The organism is Pseudarthrobacter sp. S9, assembly GCF_050156545.1.
GTDB lineage: Bacteria > Actinomycetota > Actinomycetes > Actinomycetales > Micrococcaceae > Arthrobacter.
Window position 1 is genome coordinate 701,757 of record NZ_CP189576.1, and the last position, 19,621, is coordinate 721,377.

At 67.4% G+C, this 19,621-nt stretch carries 14 protein-coding genes and 1 pseudogene; 5 read left to right on the plus strand and 10 right to left on the minus strand.

Annotation, left to right across the window (positions count from 1 at the left end; translation table 11 throughout):
- Window positions 1–11 precede the first annotated feature (11 nt).
- Both ACQCSY_RS03325 and mfd read right to left on the minus strand, forming a co-directional pair.
- On the minus strand, window positions 12–839 hold the full coding sequence (locus tag ACQCSY_RS03325; protein ID WP_427133165.1) for a metal-dependent hydrolase: 828 nt from the start codon (window positions 837–839) through the stop codon (window positions 12–14).
- Complete coding sequence (gene mfd / locus ACQCSY_RS03330; RefSeq protein ID WP_427133166.1) at window positions 839–4,471, minus strand: transcription-repair coupling factor; 3,633 nt, start codon at window positions 4,469–4,471, stop codon at window positions 839–841. The genes ACQCSY_RS03325 and mfd overlap by 1 nt, the downstream gene beginning before the upstream one ends.
- 232 nt (window positions 4,472–4,703) lie before the next feature.
- Between mfd and ACQCSY_RS03335 the strand changes: the two genes are divergently transcribed.
- The 5 genes from ACQCSY_RS03335 to ACQCSY_RS03355 all read left to right on the plus strand — a co-directional run bounded on the left by ACQCSY_RS03335 (window position 4,704) and on the right by ACQCSY_RS03355 (window position 8,923).
- Window positions 4,704–6,215: an SDR family oxidoreductase gene (locus tag ACQCSY_RS03335; RefSeq protein ID WP_427133168.1), complete on the plus strand. Its 1,512-nt coding sequence runs from the start codon at window positions 4,704–4,706 to the stop codon at window positions 6,213–6,215.
- Window positions 6,216–6,263: 48 nt separating this feature from the next.
- Window positions 6,264–6,761, plus strand: coding sequence for a DUF2505 domain-containing protein (locus ACQCSY_RS03340; RefSeq protein WP_427133170.1), 498 nt, complete (start codon window positions 6,264–6,266; stop codon window positions 6,759–6,761).
- Between the two features lie 4 nt (window positions 6,762–6,765).
- Window positions 6,766–6,987 carry an SCO4848 family membrane protein gene (locus tag ACQCSY_RS03345; protein ID WP_427133172.1) on the plus strand — a complete coding sequence of 74 codons (222 nt, stop codon included), beginning with the start codon at window positions 6,766–6,768 and terminating at the stop codon, window positions 6,985–6,987.
- Between the two features lie 149 nt (window positions 6,988–7,136).
- Entirely contained in the window at window positions 7,137–7,580 is a 444-nt protein-coding gene (locus tag ACQCSY_RS03350) for a VanZ family protein (RefSeq protein ID WP_427133174.1), read from the plus strand.
- Window positions 7,581–7,609: 29 nt separating this feature from the next.
- Window positions 7,610–8,923 (plus strand): UDP-glucose dehydrogenase family protein, encoded by a 1,314-nt coding sequence (locus ACQCSY_RS03355; protein ID WP_427133176.1) that lies wholly within the window; start codon window positions 7,610–7,612, stop codon window positions 8,921–8,923.
- 44 nt (window positions 8,924–8,967) lie between these two features.
- Here the strand turns inward: ACQCSY_RS03355 and sufU are convergent, their stop codons facing one another.
- From sufU to ACQCSY_RS03395, 8 genes and pseudogenes are all read right to left on the minus strand, one after another.
- Window positions 8,968–9,423 carry a Fe-S cluster assembly sulfur transfer protein SufU gene (sufU, locus tag ACQCSY_RS03360; protein ID WP_427133178.1) on the minus strand — a complete coding sequence of 152 codons (456 nt, stop codon included), beginning with the start codon at window positions 9,421–9,423 and terminating at the stop codon, window positions 8,968–8,970.
- A gap of 12 nt (window positions 9,424–9,435) precedes the next feature.
- Window positions 9,436–10,743: a SufS family cysteine desulfurase gene (locus ACQCSY_RS03365; protein WP_427133180.1), complete on the minus strand. Its 1,308-nt coding sequence runs from the start codon at window positions 10,741–10,743 to the stop codon at window positions 9,436–9,438.
- A 94-nt stretch (window positions 10,744–10,837) separates the two neighbouring features.
- Window positions 10,838–11,041, minus strand: coding sequence for a hypothetical protein (locus ACQCSY_RS03370; protein WP_427133182.1), 204 nt, complete (start codon window positions 11,039–11,041; stop codon window positions 10,838–10,840).
- Between the two features lie 91 nt (window positions 11,042–11,132).
- A pseudogene (locus ACQCSY_RS03375) lies at window positions 11,133–11,225 on the minus strand (DUF1972 domain-containing protein); the annotation flags it as partial.
- Window positions 11,222–11,683, minus strand: coding sequence for an adenylyltransferase/cytidyltransferase family protein (locus ACQCSY_RS03380; RefSeq protein ID WP_427133184.1), 462 nt, complete (start codon window positions 11,681–11,683; stop codon window positions 11,222–11,224). The pseudogene ACQCSY_RS03375 and the gene ACQCSY_RS03380, both read right to left, overlap by 4 nt.
- 52 nt (window positions 11,684–11,735) lie before the next feature.
- Entirely contained in the window at window positions 11,736–13,304 is a 1,569-nt protein-coding gene (locus ACQCSY_RS03385) for a sugar transferase (RefSeq protein ID WP_427133186.1), read from the minus strand.
- A 494-nt stretch (window positions 13,305–13,798) separates the two neighbouring features.
- Window positions 13,799–16,438 (minus strand): LuxR C-terminal-related transcriptional regulator, encoded by a 2,640-nt coding sequence (locus tag ACQCSY_RS03390; RefSeq protein ID WP_427133188.1) that lies wholly within the window; start codon window positions 16,436–16,438, stop codon window positions 13,799–13,801.
- 59 nt (window positions 16,439–16,497) lie between these two features.
- Window positions 16,498–19,236 (minus strand): LuxR C-terminal-related transcriptional regulator, encoded by a 2,739-nt coding sequence (locus ACQCSY_RS03395; RefSeq protein WP_427133190.1) that lies wholly within the window; start codon window positions 19,234–19,236, stop codon window positions 16,498–16,500.
- Between the last annotated feature and the right edge of the window lie 385 nt (window positions 19,237–19,621).

A 19,621-nucleotide genomic window follows, 5' to 3' on the forward strand; every position in this document is an offset into this window, starting at 1 on the left:
CCGGCACGTGCTCAGCCCGGGAACAGCCCGAACAGGCTGTTGACCAGCGATGTCCCCAGCGCCACGGCGGCCGGAAAGTGCGCCCTGGCCAGGGCCAGGGCCGCGCCGAACATCCCGATCATGGCGTAGGCGCTGACCGGGATCAGGACGAACCATTCCCGCCGCGAACCGGCACGGCCCAGCAGCGGGATGGAGAACGCGCCGTTGGCCTTCCAGACGTCCTTGACCAGCGGCAGCTTCCGCAGGAACTTCGGCGGCTTGATCACGAGCGGCCAGAGCAGCGGCACGCCGCCGGTGGTCACCATATCCCCCACGATGTGCACCAGCACGCCGGTGAGCATCGAGACCGGAAGCCAGGTCCATTGGTGCGGCGCGAACCGGGTCACGAGCCCTGCCATGAGCAGGGCGAAGATCCAGTTGCTGATCCAGCCGTACTTCGGGAACAGCTTGAGGGCCTTCGCCGCGATGTTGATCATGAACATGCACAGCAGCCCGGCGCCCACGGAGAGCAGCCCCCAGTCCGTTTGCAGCTGGAGCTGCCCGGCCATCGTGGCGAGCAGCACGAAGAACGCCGCGCCGAGCACCGAATGGGTGCCCTGCCGGTGGCCGCCGCTGGCGTTTTCGATCCCGACGGCGATCAGGTTGGACAGCGGCGGCAGCGAGTGCGCCACCGTGCTGGAGCGGTGGTCCCAGTCGCAGACCAGCGCCGTCCCCGCCGTCGCCATGGCACCGATCACAATCCCGGTGGCGTCCAGCGGGTACCAGCCCAGTGCGTAGGGCCCGGTCGAGGCAATAGCCACCCACGCCGCGGCTCCCGACGCGGCGTGGTGTCCTCCCATCACGCCTTAGCCGTCAGTTCGACAGCAGCGGCGTCGGAGAAAATGTTACGGATGACGCCGTTGGCCCACTCGAGGATCTCGGCGTCCTGCAGGTCCCGGCCGCCGATCCGCGCCGTCTTGGGCTTGGGAATGAGCACTGCGTCCAGGGCCGGCTTCGCCTGCGCGCCCGGATACATCCGGGTCAGCCGCATGAGCTTCGACTCCGGCAGCTGCGCCGGGGAGAACTTGATGAAGTTGCCCTGCAGGGCGACGTCGGACAGCCCGGCCTCGCGGGCCCCCACCCGGAAACGGGCGACGTCGAGCAGGTTCTTGGCAGGCAGCGGCAGCTCCCCGTAGCGGTCCACGAGTTCGGCCAGGACCTCGCCTATGGCCTCGTTCGTGATGGCTCCGGCCAGCTTCCGGTACGCCTCGAGGCGCAGCCGCTCGCCGGGCACGTAATCGTGCGGCAGGTGCGCGTTGACCGGGAGTTCGATCTTCATTTCCGCGGCCTTCTCCTCGGCCTCGCCCCGGTACTCGGCCACGGCTTCGCCCACGAGCCGGATGTAGAGGTCGAAGCCCACGCCCTGGATGTGGCCGGACTGCTCGCCGCCGAGCAGGTTGCCGGCGCCGCGGATTTCGAGGTCCTTCATGGCCAGCTGCATGCCGGCGCCGAGTTCGTTGTGCGTGGCGACGGCCTTCAGCCGTTCCAGCGCCACCTCGCCCAGCGGCTTTTCCGAGGGGTACAGGAAGTAGGCGTAGGCGCGTTCGCGGCCGCGGCCCACACGCCCGCGCAGCTGGTGCAGCTGGGAGAGGCCGTACTTGTCCGCCCCGTCCACGATCAGGGTGTTGGCGTTGGAGATGTCCAGGCCGGTCTCGATGATGGTGGTGCAGACCAGCACGTCGAACCGCTTTTCCCAGAAGTCCACGATCATCTGCTCCAGCCGGCTCTCGGACATCTTGCCGTGCGCCACTTCTACGCGGGCCTCCGGGACAAGCTCGCGGATCTTCGCGGCGGTCCGGTCAATCGACGAGACCCGGTTGTGGACGAAGAACACCTGCCCTTCGCGCATCAGTTCACGGCGGATCGCCGCGGAGGTCTGCTTGTCCGTGTAGGGGCCCACATAGGTGAGCACAGGGTGGCGTTCCTCGGGCGGGGTTGCCAGGGTGGAGGTCTCCCGGATGCCGGTCAGCGACATCTCGAGGGTCCGCGGAATCGGGGTGGCGCTCATGGCCAGGACGTCCACGTTGGTGCGCATCTTTTTCAGCGCTTCCTTGTGTTCGACGCCGAAGCGCTGCTCCTCGTCCACCACCACGAGGCCGAGGTCCTTGAAGGCGAAGTCCTTGGACAGCAGCCGGTGCGTGCCGATCACCACATCCACGGAGCCGTTCTTGACCCCTTCGGCCGTCTCCTTGGACTCCTTGGCGCCCTGGAAGCGGGACAGCGGCTTGACCAGGAGCGGGAAGCCGGAGAAGCGCTCGGTGAAGGTCTCGTAGTGCTGTTGGGCGAGCAGCGTGGTGGGCACCAGCACGGCGACCTGTTTGCCGTCCTGGACCGCCTTGAAGGCCGCCCGGACGGCGATCTCGGTCTTGCCGTAGCCCACGTCGCCGGAGATGAGGCGGTCCATGGGGATCTCGCGTTCCATGTCGGCCTTGACCTCGTTGATGGTGGTCAGCTGGTCCGGGGTCTCCACGTACGGGAAGGCTTCCTCCAGCTCGCGCTGCCACGGGGTGTCCGGGCCGAACGCGTAGCCACGGGAGGCCATCCGGGCCGAGTACAGGCGGATGAGTTCGCCGGCGATCTCCTTGACGGCCTTGCGAGCCTTGGACTTGGTGCTGGCCCAGTCTGAGCCGCCCATCTTGCTCAGCACCGGCACGTCCCCGCCGACGTAGCGGGTGACCTGGTCAAGCTGGTCGGTCGGCACAAAGAGCCTGTCCCCAGGGGCGCCGCGCTTGGACGGCGCGTACTCCAGGACGAGGTATTCGCGCACCCCGTCTCCCCCGCCCGCCACCTTGCGCTGGATGAGCTCCACGAAGCGGCCGATCCCGTGCTGTTCGTGCACGACGGAGTCCCCGGCGACCAGCTGTAGAGGGTCCACGGCGTTCCGCCGTTTGGACGGCATCCGGCGCATGTCCTTCGTGGAGCCCGCGGACGTCCGCCCCAGCAGGTCCGCTTCGGTCAGCAGGGCCACCTTGAGGGATTCCAGCACAAAGCCGCGGCCGACGGCGGCGGTGGTCACCTCGATGAGGCCGGCCTGGGGCTCGTCGTCGAGCGAGTCCACCCGGGCGCACGGGATATCGGCGTCGTGGAAGAGTTCCGCCAGACGCTGCGCCGGGCCGGGCCCCTCGGTGACCACCACGATCCGCCACTGCTCCCGCACGTGGGAGCCGATGAAGTCCATCATTTCGGCCACGTCGCCCTGGTAACCGCGGGGTTCGCGGGCGTGCAGGTTCAGCACGTCGATGTCCGGCATGAGCTCTTCATCGGTGGCCAGGGAGGTGATGGACCACCAGGAGACACCGTGCGCGAGGGCTGCGGAGCGGGTCTCGGTCAGGGACCGGAAGCTGGCCGAATGCAGTGCCGCCGACGCCTGGGAGCCCAAATCAAGAGGTGCTGTGCCGCCGTCGGAGGCCGTGGACCATGCCGCCTCGAGGAATTCCTCGTTCGTGGCGGCGAGGTCGTGGGCGCGGGCCCGGACCTTTTCCGGCTCGATCACCACGGAGATGGAACCGGGCGGGAGCTGGTCCAGGAACGGGACCATGGCATCCACCAGCACGGGGGCCAGCGATTCCATGCCCTCGACGGCGATGCCGCCGGCGATCTTCTCCAGCATGTCCGCCGCGGCCGGCAGCTGGGACTTCAGGGTTGCGGCGCGGGACATGACGGAGGGCGTGATCAGGATTTCGCGGCACGGCGGGGCGTGGAGTTCGGTGGGGTGGTGCACGCCGGGCGCTGACAGCGAGCGCTGGTCGGCGACGGCGAACCAGCGCATCTGCTCGACTTCATCGCCGAAGAACTCGACCCGGATCGGGTGGTCCTCGGTGGGCGGGAAGACGTCCAGCATGCCGCCGCGCACGGCGAATTCGCCGCGGCGGGTCACCATGTCCACCCGGGCGTAGGCGGCGTCGGCGAGGCTCTTCACTACGTCGCTGAATGGGACTTCCTGGCCGACCTTCAAGGTGACGGGCACCAGTTCGCCGAGGCCCGCCACGATCGGCTGGACGACGGCGCGGACCGGTGCAACGACGACGCGCAGGGCGCCGGCGGCGGATTCGGGGTGGGCGAGCCTCCTGAGCACGGAGAGTCGACGGCCGACCGTGTCCGAGCGCGGGGAGAGCCGTTCGTGCGGGAGGGTCTCCCAGCTGGGGAATTCGGCGATCGTCTCGGCCGGCAGGAACGCGCGCAGGGCCTCGGTCAGGTCCTCGGCCTCGCGGCCGGTGGCGGTGACGGCCAGGACCACCGCTTCAGGGGATGAGGCGAGGCCGTCGGCCATTTCCGCGAGCAGGGTTGCCCGCATGCCGGCCGGGGCACTGATCTGGTAGTCCTCGCTGCGGGCTTCGAAGCCGCGGGAGGCCTCGGCCCGGACGCGGGCGTAGTTCCGGTCCTCGGCTAGGGCACGGCGCAGACCGGTAAGAGAGGGGCCGTTGAGGCTCATAGCTGTTGCTCCTGATGGGATCACGGAAATGCAGGCAACACGAATAGCCGGAATTCGCGAGAATCCCGGGTCTTCCAAGCCTACCGCGGAGGTGGGGACGGTCAGGGCTGCGGGGCTAAGCTGGCAGCACGGACCGGTCCGCTGCGGCGGACGCTCCGAATAGCTTCTATGGGCGATGACAATGAACACCGGCAAATGGTACTGACACATGAGCACTGACAAGGGGCCAACCATGAACGGCACTCCCACGGCAGAGAATCCGAAGACAGTCCTGGTCACGGGCGCCACCGGCTATATCGGCGGCCGGCTGGTCCCCCGGCTGCTCGAGGCCGGCCACACGGTGAAGGTCCTGGTCCGCACGCCGGCCAAGATCGCCGGCGTCCCGTGGCTGGATGACGTGGAGGTGATCCAGAGCAGCCTCGACGACGGCGAGGCGCTGCGCGGGGCGCTGGACGGCGTCGATGTCCTGTACTACCTGGTCCATTCCATGGCCGCGGGCCCGGGCTTCGAGGCCAAAGAAAACGCGATGGCCCGGATCGCCGCCACTGCGGCCGCGGACGCGGGAGTCGGCAGGATCGTCTATCTGGGCGGCCTGCACCCGGCAGATGCCGAGCTCTCGACGCACATGCGGTCCCGGGAGGCGGTCGGCAAGGTCTTCCTCGACAGCCCGGTCGACGCCGTCGTGTTCCAGGCGGGCGTTGTCATCGGCTCCGGCTCGGCATCTTTCGAGATGATCCGGCACCTCACGGAGACGCTTCCAGTGATGCCCGCCCCGAGCTGGGTGAAGAACCGGATCGAGGCCATCGCCGTGCGCGATGTCCTGTATTACCTCGTGGCCGCGGCATCCCTAGGGGGCACGATCAACCGCACCTTCGACATCGGCTGCCGCGAGGTCCTGACCTACGCGGGAATGATGAACGAATACGCCGCCGAGGCCGGCCTGCCGCACCGTCTCGTGCTGGCTCTGCCCGTGCCGGCGCCGAAGCTCGCCGGGATGTGGGTCGCTTTGACGACGCCGATCCCGCTGTCCATGTCCTTGCCCCTCGTGGAATCGCTTCAGCATGACGCCGTTTCCCACGAACACGACATCGATTCCCTCATCCCGGTGCCGGAGGGCGGCCTGACCCCGTACGGCCGCGCGGTGGGCCTCGCCCTGGGCAAGGAACGCGACGGCCAGGTCGAAACGACGTGGGCCAGCGCCGGCGCCGACGCAGATCCCCTCCCCAGCGACCCCGACTGGGCCGGCCACCGGGTCTACCTCGACGAACGGAGCTTTTCCAGCCCCGTGGACCCCAAGTACGTCTGGACAATCATCGAAGGGATCGGCGGCCAAAACGGGTGGTACTCGCTTCCACTGGCCTGGCGCGTACGGGGCTGGCTGGACAAGCTCACGGGCGGAGCGGGACTGCTGCGCGGCCGCCGCCACCCGCACCTGCTGGCGGAGGGCGAGGTGGTGGACTGGTGGCGTGCCGAGCGGATCGACCGCGGCCGGCTGCTGCGGCTGCGGACCGAGATGCGGGCCCCGGGCCGCGCCTGGCTGGAGCTTTCCGTGGAGCCCCAGGGTACCGGCAGCCTGTACCGGCAACGGGCAATCTTCTTCCCCAAGGGCCTGAGCGGACGCCTCTACTGGCTGGCCGTCCTGCCGTTCCACAGCGTCATTTTCCCGGCCATGTCGCGCAACATAACGGCCGCAGCACGGGACCTGCAGGACCTCGAATCGGAACCGGCCGGGCACACCGCGTAGGATGTTGGAGCCCGAAACGTCCGCTTCCACATACCACGGAGGACCCCCATGGCCCTGAGTGCATCCACCACCGTTCCGCACAGCGTTGACCGCGTCACCGCGGTTTTCGTCAATGAAGACTTCCTGCGCCACACCAGCGAACTCGTCGGCGGCACCCTCGAATCGTTCGCCGTCGACGGCGATCCCGCCGGCGCCTTCAGCACCACCACCGTACGGACCGTCCCGACCACCCGGATGCCGGACGTCGCCCGGAAGTTCGTCGGCGCAAGCCTCACGGTGACGCAGCTGGAGACCTGGGACGCCCCCGCCGACGACGGTTCGCGGCAGAGCAACATCTCCCTGAAGATCGCGGGCGCACCCCTGGACGTGAGCGCCGTCCAGCGCCTCGTATCCGACGGCGGCAGCACCCGGATCGAGCTTGAGGGCACTGTGACGTCCTCGGTGCCCTTCCTCGGCGGCAAGATCGCCGAGGCTGCCGAACCGATGGTCGGCAAGGCCCTGAACATCCAGTCCACCCAGGCCCAGGCCTGGCTCGAGAGCCACTAACATCATGGAGCTGCCCGCATTCCTGGCTGTCGTCCTGATCCTCGCGGGCGTCTGGTCCCTCGCTGTCTGGCCGCAGTTCCTGCGCCGGGTGATGAAGGACCCCAGGTCCCGCGACGCCGGCGGCAAAGCCACCCGCTTCCTGACGGTCCATGTCGTCCTCGTCAGCATTTCCATGGTGCTGGGGGCCGCGACGGCGGCAATCGGGATTGCCGGGCTGCTCGGCTAACATCCGGCCGGGCCAAGCGACCCGATCCGCCCGCGGCGGCTGCTGCAGACCGCAGCGGCCGCCGTCGTCGTCTGCAGCCCGGCCTGCCGCATCCCCGGCCCGGGGCTAGAATCGGGGAAACGCCGGTGGACCGCTGAAAGGGGATGCCATTGCAACCCCGTCGCGCCGCCACGTGGGGACTCACCGCCTACGGGCTCATCCTGGGCGTCGTCGCCCTCTGGCCCTCTCCCGTGGACCGGCCCGTGGCCGGGCTCCTGCGGAAGGCGCTGCGGAAACTGCACCTCTGGGGGATCCCCGACTGGGTTGACTACGGCCGCGTAGAGGTGGCCTCGAATGTGCTCCTGTTCGTTCCTTTGGGCGCCCTGGTGGCCTGGATCCTGGGCATGCGCTACTGGTGGGTCGGAACTGCCGCCGGCATCGTGCTCTCGGGCCTGATCGAACTGGCACAGCTGCTTTTCCTGCCGGCCCGCTTTCCTTCCCTCGCCGATGTCGCCGCCAATTCACTCGGCGCCATGCTCGGCGGCCTGCTGGCACTGCTGCTCATGGCGCGCCGCAAAGCTGGGCGAAGGCGGCAACGAGCACGTACGCTGTGAACAAGCCACGGCGGGAGGACATCGGAACTATGCGGATCTCGGTTATCGGTTGCGGTTATCTGGGCGCGGTCCATGCGGCGTGCATGGCGAAACTGGGTCACGATGTGGTCGGCATCGATGTCGACGACATCAAGGTGGCGCAGCTGTCAGCGGGTCATGCCCCTTTTTACGAACCCGTGCTGGACGATCTCCTCTCCGAGCTTGAAGAATCGGGACGGTTGCGGTTCACCACCGACATGTCCGCAGCCCGCGGTTCCGAGGTCCACTTCATCTGCGTGGGCACCCCGCAGAAGCGCGGCGAAAATGGCGCCGATCTCCGTTTCGTCGATGCGGCTGTCGCATCCCTGGCCGCCTACGTGTCCCCGGGCGACGTCATCGCCGGAAAGTCCACGGTGCCGGTGGGCACCGCGGCGCGGCTTGCCGAGGTGGTCGCGGACAGCGAGCCGGGCGCTACCCTGGTGTGGAACCCGGAGTTCCTGCGCGAAGGCCATGCGGTGACGGACACCCTGAATCCGGACAGGTTCGTGTACGGCATGCCGGACGGGAGCGAGGAGAATCCCGCGGTGGCTGTCCTGGACCGGGTGTACGCGACGCCACTAGCGAGCGGGACGCCGCGGCTCGTGACGGACTACCCCACCGCGGAACTGGTGAAGGCGGCCGCCAACTCGTTCCTCGCCACCAAGATTTCGTTCATCAATGCCATGGCCGAGGTCTGCGAGGCCACGGGAGCCGATGTCACCCGGCTGGCCGACGCGATCGGGCTCGATGACAGGATCGGCAGGAAATTCCTCAACGCCGGCATCGGATTCGGCGGCGGCTGCCTGCCCAAGGACATCCGGGCTTTCATGGCCCGCGCCGGCGAGCTGGGAGCGGACCAGGCCCTGACGTTCCTGCGGGAGGTGGACGCCATCAACATGCGGCGCCGGACCCGGGTCGTGGAGCTGACACGCGAACTCTGCGGCGGCTCCCTCATGGGGCAGCGGATCGCCGTGCTGGGTGCCGCCTTCAAACCCGAAAGCGACGATGTGCGGGATTCGCCGGCCCTGAGCGCGGCGGCGCAGCTCCAGCTTCAGGGGGCCGTGGTGACGGTCACCGATCCCCAGGCGCTGGCCAACGCGGCCAAGCGCTTCCCCGAGCTGCCGCTGGAAGCGGATCTGGAGACCACCCTGCACAAGGCCGACGCCGTGCTGCTGCTGACCGAGTGGAACGTGTACCGCGAACTGGATCCGCACGTCACCAAGGCGCTCGTGTCAGCGCCGCGCATCCTTGACGGCCGCAACGTCCTGGACCCCGCCAAGTGGCGCGCCGCCGGCTGGACCTACAAGGGCCTCGGCCGGCCCTGAGCGCCGGCCCGGCGCGGCCAGGCGCCGCGCCCGGTCCGGCGCCGTCAGGCCGCGAGGGCCTGGCCGAGGGCGTCCTCGGCCGCCACCCAGGAGAGCATGGCGCACTTGACCCGGGCAGCGTAGCGGGAAACACCTTCAAACGCGGCAGCGTCCCCCAGGATCTCCGGATCCGCGGCCACCTTGCCGCGGGAGCGCAGCACTTCGCGGAAACTGTCGATCACCGTCCGCAATTCCTCGGCGGTCATGCCCTCCGCGAGGTCTGTCAGCACGGACGCCGACGCCATGGAGATCGAACAGCCGTCTCCGTCCCAGCGCAGCTCGCTGACTTTTCCGCCGGACACGCAGACGCGGACCGTGATCTCGTCGCCGCAGACCGGATTGAGCTGGTGGGACTGGCCGCTGCTTGCACCGTCCGGCGCGGCGGCTCCGCCCAGCCCGCTGCCGTGGCGGGCCTTGGAGTGCTCCAGGATGATCTGCTGGTAAAGCTGGTCGAGACTCATGAATTGCCGTCCTCAGGCTTGGAAGTAGGCTCGGACATCGGCGACCGCGTTGAGGAACGCGTCCACATCATCCGTGGTGTTGTACAGGTAGATGCTGGCGCGCGTGGTCGCCGTCAGCCCGAGCCTGCGGTGCAGGGGCTGGGCGCAGTGGTGACCCACCCGGACGGCGATGCCCCGGCTGTCAAGGAACTGGCCGACGTCGTGGGCGTGCACTCCCGCGACGTCGAACGCCGCCAGGCCGATCCGCTCCTGGCCGGCCTCCGGGCCGAGCACGCGGATCCCGGGGATGGAAACCAGCCCTTCCACCAAGCGCTGCCCGAGTTCCGATTCCCAGGCGTGGATGCGGGAGAGCCCGGTTTCGCTGAGGTAGTTCGCCGCGGCGGCCAGGGCCACGGCCTGCGAGATCCGTTGGGTTCCGGCCTCAAAGCGCTGCGGGCTGGGCAGGAATCCTGCCCGCTCCATCGTGACGGTGGTGATCATGGAGCCGCCGGTCAGGAAGGGGGGCATCGCGTTGAGCAGCTCCGAGCGGCCGTACAGTCCGCCGATTCCGGTCGGGGCCAGCATCTTGTGGCCGGAGAACACGGCGAAGTCCACGTCCAGGGCCTTGACGTCCAGGGGAAGGTGCGGCGCGGACTGGCAGGCGTCGAGCACCACGAGGGCCCCCACGGCCCGGGCCAGGGCCACCAGGGAGGCAACGGGGTTGATGGTTCCCAGCACGTTTGAGGCATGGGTGAAGGCCAGGACGCGGGTCCGGCTGCCGATCATGCGGGCGGCGGCGTCCAGGTCCAGGGCTCCGTTGTCGTCGATGGGGATGAACTTCAGGACGGCCCCGGTCCGTTCGGCCAGTTGCTGCCACGGAATCAGGTTGGCGTGGTGTTCCATCTCGGTGACCACCAGTTCGTCACCCGGAGCCAGCGCAAACCTAGCGGATTCCGGTGCGGCGCCGGGGATGGAGGCGTTGAGGAACGAGTAGCTGAGCAGGTTCAGGCCCTCGGTGGCGTTGGAGGTCCAGATGAGTTCGTCCCGCTCGGCCCCGATGAATGCCGCCACCGTTTCCCTGGCGTCTTCGAAGGCTTCGGTGGCCTCCACGGCGAGGTGGTGGGCCCCGCGGTGGACCGCCGAGTTGCGCTGCTCGTAGAACTCCCGCTCGGCCTCCAGCACGCTAAGGGGGTTCTGCGAGGTGGCACCGGAATCCAGGTAGATGAGCGGCCTGCCGTTGACGTGCCGGTGCAGGATGGGGAAGTCGTTGCGGATCCTCAAGACTTCTTCGTTTCCGAGCGCTGCGGCAGAGCGGCGGAGGTGGGCTGGTGTGGCAACCATGGCGGAGACTCCTGGATCGGCGTTCGCTGCGGCGCACCGTCCGGCCGGCCGTGCGGCCAGGCGGAACCAAATACGTCACACAGATTAAACCTAATTATCCCACGTTCCCGCAGCTGTTCTTTGCCGCCACCGCCCGGACCGGCACTCCGCGGAACTCGAAAGAAGGGCTGGCGTCGTAATTCTTCAGCAGGGACACCCACGCCCCGCCGCAGCGGGTGTCCTCCGACGTGACGGTCCAGACCGACAATTCGCCGCCCAGGCGGCGGACCTCGATGCTCCACGGGCTCACCGAAACCACAACCCTCATCCACTCACCGGTTGCCTGCGCCGGGCTGCCTGCAGCCCTCCGGCCCTGGCTGGAAATTCCAACGGCCCCGGCCACCAACGCGGCGCTGACCGACTTCCTCGATAGCGGTTTCGAAGCCACCGTAGCGGGCCGGAACACCCTGCGTTCCCACCATGGCGATATGGAGCCCGCTCATCTCCGGGCCCCGTGCATGCGGTGAGCCCGCTCCGGCGACTGATTGATCAGTTCCAGGGCTGTGCGCAAGGCCGAACTGGAGGTATGGGCGGTGTACGGAAAGTAGATGACCTCAACGCCAACGGCGCTGAAGGCGCTTGCCAGCCGGTCGCCCTGCGGGGTCCCTTTCCAGTCGTCACCTTTGAAGAAAACGTTGAATCCGAGTTCCTCCCAGACCTGGAGCTTATCCGGGACAAGCTCAGCGAAGACCTTGTCCACGTAGCCGATGCTGCCGACGATCTCCATCCGCTCGGCCAGAGGGACCAGGGGCAGCCTGCCCTTGACCTGCTCCAGAATTTCGTCGGATACGACCCCCGCAATCAGATAGTCGCATTGGCTCTTGGCGTGCTTGAGGATATTGAGATGCCCGATGTGGAATAGATCAAAAGCCCCCGGGGCATATCCAATTTTGAGACCCATTATTTATTACCTTCCCCATTAGGCACCTTAGGCACCGGCCCAGTACCGGCGTTTAGTAAGCCCCCACCGGATGCAGGATGACTCTGAAGGTGCGCCACAGAATCCTGATGTCTCCGGTCAACGACCAGTTCTCCACGTAGTAGAGGTCCCAGCGGACGCTCTCGTCCCAGCCAAGGTTTGATCGTCCGTTGATTTGCCACAGACCCGTGATGCCCGGCTTGATCAGCAGCCGCCGGCTCACGTCGCCTTCATACCCCTCGACTTCAGCCGGCAGTTGAGGGCGTGGCCCCACCAGGCTCATGTCGCCCCGCAGGACATTCCAAAACTGCGGCAGCTCATCCAGCGAGTACTTCCTGAGCCAGCGTCCGCACCTGGAGATCCGCGGATCGTTCTTGAGCTTGAACAGCAGGCCTGCGCCTTCGTTCAGGTCCTTGAGGGCCGCCAGGTCCTTTTCCGCTGACGCGACCATGGAACGGAACTTGACCATCTTGAACCGTTCGCCGTTCCGTCCGACCCGCTCCTGGAAGAAGAAGACCGGCCCCTTGCTGTCCCGGACAATCACCCAGGCCAATGCGCAGAGCAGCGGCGAAAGAATCAGCAGTGCGGCGGCGGATGCCACGATGTCTACGAGGCGTTTAAGCGTGTGCTTGCCGCCGGTGAACTGAGGCAGCTCCACGTGCATCAGGGGCAGGCCCTCCACCGGCCGCCAGTGGATCCTGGGACCTGCGACGTCGGTCAGGCTCGATGCGAGGACGAGGCCAGCATGGGTGCCTTCCAGCGCCCACCCCAGCTCCCGGATGGACCGGGTGCCGCCCTCGAGCCGCCCGGCCACCACGACTGCGTTCGCGCCTGTCTCGGCCACTTTCCCGGCCACTGAATCTACGTCGCACAGCACGGGAACCCTGGTCGCGGAAATCTGGAGATGGCTCTCCGTGTGGCCTGCCGGAAGAGCGGCCCCCACGACTTCGTAGGCAGCGCCGGAGACCTTGCCGAACTGGCGGATCACGTATTCGACGTCCCCGGCTTCGCCCACGACGATCACTTTGGAAAGGTAGTGCCCGAAGTGCCGCTGGCGGTTCAGCCAGGCCCGCCACTGCCAGCGGTTGATCAGGAGCAGCAGGGCGCCGGCCGGCAGCGCCAGGGCAAAGTGGCTGCGGATCACATCGAGGCCCAGGAGAAGAACTAGGATGGCGATGCCGCCGAAGACGCCCAGGGTGGCGTCCAAGACGCGTTTGTATTCCTCGGAGCCGATTCCCAAGACGGTCTCTTCGCGAGTGCGGTGCACTTCGAGCGCAAGGACCCAGACGAGGAAGATGCCCGCACTGACGGCCAGGTATGAGCCGCCTGCCGCCGCCCGGGCCAGGATCGGCTCGCCGTCTTCGAAGTGAAAGGCATAGGCGGCTGTCACCGCGATCGTCACGATGGCGATGTCCGTGACCCGGAGCCAGCGGCGGTAGCGCTTGGCCCAGGATTTCCCCGAGTCCACCCGTGCTGCGGGAAAATCCTGTTCCATGCCCCAAGGCTGGACGAGCGCCCCGGCTGACGATGCCAGGGCCGGGCGGCCCATCCAGCGGCTGCCCCGTGAGCGATATCCCCGGCGGTGCTCATCTACGGCGCTCATGCCGCGTCCACATCTTTCAGTGGTGCAGACCGTTTAAGGGAGCCGGCGGCGGCTGGGGGGAGAGCCTCGGTCTCAGAAGGCTCTGACGCCGCCGGCTCCGACCTTGGCGCACAGCTGCCGGTTTCGGCACCGTGCGATTCCAATGAAGGAGTTCGATCTATGGAGTTTTCGGCACGACCACCTTTAATGGTGGCAGTGGCTGTGTCAGCAAGCAAGCTGTGGTTAGTGGCCACACTTTCCTGCTGGTCATGCCCGCGGTCGATCACCGCCCTGAAGTTACTCATTTTGAGACCTTTGTGAGTTGTTCCTGGGACTGTCTTAAGTGAATCCCGCCAGCCGTATCAGCACACGAGTAGCGTTTACCCGACTTCTTTTGGGGTACCCGGCGTGCCACTACTTAGGGGTACTCCCGCAGCCACTCCCGGCCACCCGTGCTGTACGCAGGACGCCCTGCCGGCGGCGCATGGAACCCGCGGCGGGCCCCGTTACTCGGCCTAGGATCGTGGCGTGGCCCGCTCAAGGAGTTCCACGCGCCGGCTGACTCCGAGCTTGGAAAAAATCCGGGAAAGGTGACCTTCCACGGTCCGCAGAGACACGCAGAGCCCTGTGGCGATTTCGGCGTTCGACGCCCCACCGGATACCAGTTCCAGGATCTCGGTTTCCCGTGCCGTCAGCTCAATGCCATGATCGCTGTGGACAATCTCCATCTGCGGGGACATCCCGGACTCCACCAAGCGGTGGTGCACCCTGCGCTGAACCGCAGAAAGACGCCATCGCTCCGGGTTGTGTTCCAGGAACCGCTCAGCCTGCTGGGCAGCTTCGAGGGCCAGGAGCAGGTGTCCGGCACCCAGCGCATCGTCGCTGATGCCGATGAGGTCGGTTGCATCGGACGCCGCCACGGCACGTGCGTACGACTCCAGCAGGCGCGCCTCCGGGCCTTCGACGGCGCTGCTGCTGGATGCGAGCGCCTCCGCGCTCCCGGTGACCCCGCTTCGGAGCGCGAGCCGTCTGATGTCGGTTTCCACGCTCCTGAGTCCTTGGCGCTGCGCCTCGTCCGCCAGTTGTTCCAGGCCGCCGCCGCCTCGATCGGGCGTTGCCGCGAGGTCGGCCGCGCGGCAATAGGCGTCGGCCAGCAGCCGAAGAGTCTTCGGTTCCCGGTATACGGACAGGCGATAGGCCAGCGAGTGTTCCTGGGCGTCGTGCTGACAGCCGACGGCGGCAGCCGCGTACGCTGCGACGGCGTGCGCGAACGGCAGCAGGTTCAGCGGGTCGGCAATCGTGAGTTCTTCCACACCCAGCAGCAGTTCGGAAACGCTTTCACGCATCCTGCCCTGCCGCAGCCGCGAGAATCCGCGCATGAGGTGGAGCATGCCGCCGCTGTAGAGCAGACGCCCGGGCTGGCCTGCCGCGTAATCATCCAGGACCGCTCCGAGCCCGTCCCAGTCCCCGGCCCGGATCAGGTTCAGGCAGTGGCGCGTGACCAGGTCCTCGTAGACCAGGGGTAGCGCCAGGCTCGCGCTACGGGCGCCATTCCAGGCTTCCCTGTCCAGGCGCAGTCCGGTCAGGAGCCGGCCTTGGGCGGTCAGCAGTTCGGCAAGGAGGGAGACTGCCGGGATGCGGATTTCAGGATTCGTCCCGGCGGCGTCGACGAGTTCCTGCAGCCCGGCCTCGACGGCAAAGAACCGCCCGTCCCAGCTGAGATTCATGATCTCTGCCGCCATGCCTGCGGCGCACGACTGAGTCCACAGCTGCTCGTCGGGGGCAGGCCCCGGGTTGTCGTCGGAGGCCTCCCCGGTTGCGCTGCGCGGCTCCCGGGCCGCCGTCGTCGTTCCAAGTCTTGCGGCCAGGAGAGTTGCCAGATAGGAGAGGCGTCCGTAGCGCAGCGGCTGCGCGGACTGGAGGTAGCCCGCAGCGGCCTCCGGCCTGCCCAGAATGAAGTGTGAATAGGCAAGCTGGATCCGGGCCTCTGGGAGGAACCGCTTGTCCCGGACAGCGCCGGCAGCCCGGGACGCCGTCGCCGCGTCCAGAGCAGCGTTCGCCGAACCAGCGGCCTGCAGCAGCTGTCCGGGCGGGATGTCCACTCCGCAGTCCAGGGACCAGCGAAGCCGGTTCAAGGATGCGCCCGGCAGCGCGGCGCCCGCCGAGGGCAGCGCCAGGACACTGGCCCGCAATTCTGAGCTTCGGGCCGCCGGGACGCGGTGGCGGATGATCTCGCCAACGATCGAGCTTGCGGGCCGCACGATCCGGTCATGCCCGGGAGAGACGCTGATGATTCCGGCCATGTCCAGTGCATCCACGGCTTTGGGGCCGCTGATCCTCAGGACCTGGCCCAAGGAGAGGGGCCCTCCCAGGGCGATGATGGTGGCCGCGGTTTTCTCCTCCGGCGTCATCGAGCCCAACTGCTGGTCAACAACATCGGCGGCCGGCACCTCGGCCATGTCGGGGTTGGACAGGAGGAACCAGACTCCGTGGCGGCGCCCCAAGGCGCCGCTGCTGCGGGAGTGCTGGATCAGGGACATGAGCATCAGTGGGTTGCCCCCAGCCACATCGTGGAACAGCGCACTGACCCATGGCGACACGTCCCCCCGCAGGACCTGTTCGCAGAGTTGGTGCGTCCCGGTCCGGCTGAGCGGAGCAAGGTCAGATTTTGAGATGATCCCGTCGCCCCACAGAGCCAGGAATTCTTCCGGGATCATCGGTCCGGGCCGGCTGGCGGCCAGGATGCCTGCGGCCCCGGTGGCCACGGCCCGCGCGAGGAGCTCAATCGTCCCGTGATCGAGGCATTGGGCGTCGTCGACCACGAAAAGCGGCCGGTTCGGCTCGGACCGCAGGCTTCCCGTCATTGCTTCCAGGACGGCGGCATAGGAGTCGAGTTCATGGGCGGGAAGCCCGGACAGGTAGGGCGCCAAGGGTCCGAAGGGTACGGCGGCCAAGGCACGCGTGGCCGCCAGCCGAATCACCCGGCCGCGTGGCCGCAGCTCGCGGATGACTGCCTTTGCGGCGGCGGTCTTTCCAGTTCCTGCGCTTCCGATGATGAGTGCGCCGGATCTGGTGTCGTCGCGCAGGCAACGCACCAGGTCCTTGACCAGGGCTGACCGTTCGATCAGCGGGGCGGTCTCAGCAAGGCTTTCCATCCCCGGTTCCTCCCGCCGGCCTCGGCTGGTCCCGAGAAGTCCTCGGGGGTCGGCCGGGGTCAGCCGAGTCGCGCGCTGTCCGCCGGCGTGGAGATGACATCTTTGAGTTCCGATCTGCTGGCCACATGCAGCTTCGAATACACCTGGTAGAGGTGGCCCTCCACCGTGCGGACCGAAACATGCATCTGCTCGGCGATCTTGCGGTTGGACGTTCCGGCCGCGGCCCGGACGGCCACTTCGCATTCCCTGGCTGTCAGCGTCGACGTCGTGAGCGAATGCAGGCCGTTCTTGGGGCTACCGAACCTGTCGTCGAGTGACTGCTGCGCGCGCTGGGCGATCCGCAGCGCGATCCGGTTGCCGGCGTCGTTGGCGCAAGTGACGGCTTTGCGGGCCGCGTCCCTTGCGAAGACAGCGTTGCCGGCCGCGTCAGCGTCCTTGGAGGCGCCCAGCAATTGCTCGCTGTCGGATTCCCTCATGCCCTCGGCCAGCCGCGAGCACAGGCCGGAGAACTGTCCGGTCACCCGGCCGGCAAGGCTGCCGAGCTTCTGGCCCACCTGCCGGTCCCCGAGCCTGGCAGCCGCGGACAGGAACAGGAGCCCCGAAGCCAGGGCTGAGGCTTCAGTGTCGCTGTCTGACTCCGCGACGAGGGCACGGATTGACGTCGCCCTCTGGCCGAGCTCGGCGAGTCCCGACAGCTCGAAATACCGTGTCATGCGTTCCACCAGCCAGGCCGCACGGGTCCGCAGTTGTGCCAGCTCGGCCAGCAGGAGGCTGGCCGTTTCCTCGTCGCCCTGAAGGGCAGCCGCATAGGCGCAAGCCGCCGTCGCCAGGCCGGCCAACGCGTCGTAATCCTGCGACCGGAGCTGCCACATGCCCGCCTGAAGCCGTGAAAGGGCATCGTCCAGGTGCCCGGCGTGCAGGTCCATCACCCCCTGCACGATCTCGAACATCCCTCCCAGCCGTGGCTGCGGGTCCCCGCTTGCGTAGGTTTCATCAAGAACGACTGATGCCTCGCGGAACTTCGCCGAGAGGAGCAGGAGGAGCAGGAAGCGGCCCCGGATCTCGCGGATCGCCCGGTCGGTGAGCCGGACGTTTCCTGTCGCGGAGAGTATCTGCTTGCCGAGGGCCAATGCCCGGATGACGTTGCCGGTGACTGCCAGTGCCTCGCAGCGCAGACTCGCGGTCACGATCCTTGATTCACTGCCGAGGTCGCCTGTGTCCACGCCGTCGGTCATGGCCAGGACGTCCGCGTAGCGCCCTTGGAAAACGGCGAGTCCGGCCTCGGCTAGACGCAACTGCTCCCGGGCTGATTCCACCGCGGGCCTGTACTCCGGGGGCTCGGCCGCGAGCCGCTCTGCGATCTCGCGCAGCCTGGCCCTGGCATCGGCCCCCGGGGCGACGCTGCGCCTGTCCAGCTCGGCGCGGAGGAGCTGCAGCGCCGTCCATTCGGCCAGCGGCAGTTCCTTGCAGACGGAGTCGTCCATTGAATTCAGGATCCGGCGCGCGGACTCGTCGTTGTTCACCGAGATGTGGGCGTGGGCCGATTCGACGGCGACTCCGGCGGTCGCTTCGCTTCCTTCAATCTCGTGGATGAACCTCAGTGCCGCCGCGGGGTCCGACGAGTTGTTCGCCGTGCGGGCCGCGGCCAGGGCAACCTCCGGACTTACCTGCTCCCCGCAGTCCAGGGCCCACGCGACGCCGATCGAACCGCCGGCGTCCTCGTGGTCCGAATCCTGGAGCACCGCCGTGAGCCGGCGCCGGAGTTCCGCGCTACGGCCGGGCGGGACAACGGTGGCCACGATTCCGGCCGTCACGGGGTTGGCAATGCTCACCATTGGCGGATGATCGTGGCTGACACGGATCAGGGCCCGTTCCTGCAGGGCATCCATGTCCTGCGGGTTGGCTATGCGCATGAGGGTCTGCAACGGGACTGCGCCGGCCAGTGCCAGCAGTTCAAAGACATCACGCTGGCCTGCGCCAAGCCGGTTCAGGCGCGCCTTCACGACGTCCCTGATCTCGCCGGTCAGCGCGATGGGACCGTTGCCCAGGAACCACACACCGTCCTGGCGGACCACCGTGCCAAGCTTGATCTGTTCCCTGGCCAGGGAATGGAGGAAAAGTGCGTTGCCCCCGCTGGCGCTCCAGAGTGCCCGGGCGGCCGTGAGGGAGAACCGGCCGCCGTATTCGTGGTTGAGCGTGGAAGCGGTCTCCGAGAAATCGAACGGTCCGAGGTCCACCCGCCTGAGCAGGTCGTCCTTCCAGAGGCCCATGATGTCCCCGCCAACATGGGGAAGGTCCACGCACACGGCCAGCAGCGTGACATGGGCCCCGGCGCTGAGCTGGGCGACCATCATGCTGGAGAGTTCGTCGAGGTCGTGGGCGTTGTCCACGAAGAGGACGATGCTTCGGCCCTCGGACTTGTTGTGCAGCAGCTGGGTCAGTCCCCGGAGCACCATCAGCGGGTGCTCCAGGTGGGACGCGTCGAGGTCGTTCAGAAGGACGCTCAGGGCGCCGTAGGGAAGTTTTGAGGAAATGGAGCTGCCCCGGACCTGGACCACCAGGTAGTCCTCGCCGAGCTGCTCCAGTGCCCGCTGGGCGATAAAGGATTTTCCGGCCCCGTGGTCGCCCACGAGGACTATGCCGCAGCCCGAATCCGATGTCAGTGTTTCCACGACCTCGGCGACGATCTGCTGGCGGGTGAAGGGTCTGTCGTACCGGCCGTGGACGTGCCGCTGCGCTGCTGAAATCGCATCTGTCTGGCCGCTGCCCGCGGGCAAGCCGGCATCTTGCTGAAACATAGTGAGACCTTCGCAATCAAAGTGTGACCAGTGATAACTCCAAGGTATGGACTACGGGCAATTTCTGGATGCGTAAGTAGTACTCGATTACTTGGCGAGTATTCGGCCCGCTCTACGTGGCTGTACTCAGATGGCCCCGCGCCGCCGGGGAGCCCAAACCAAGTAGTCGGCAGTCGGCTTCAGGTGTCCCATGCCCGTAGCCTGTCTTGGCGTGGCACCGGTACCGCCCGCCAGCGGGCCCCGGCTACCTCCCGGCGATCGCTACCTCCCGGCGATCGCTACCTCCCGGCGATCGCTACCTCCCGACGATCGCTACCTCCCGACGATCGCTACCTCCCGACGATCGCTACCTCCCGACGATCGCTACCTCCCGACGATCGCTACC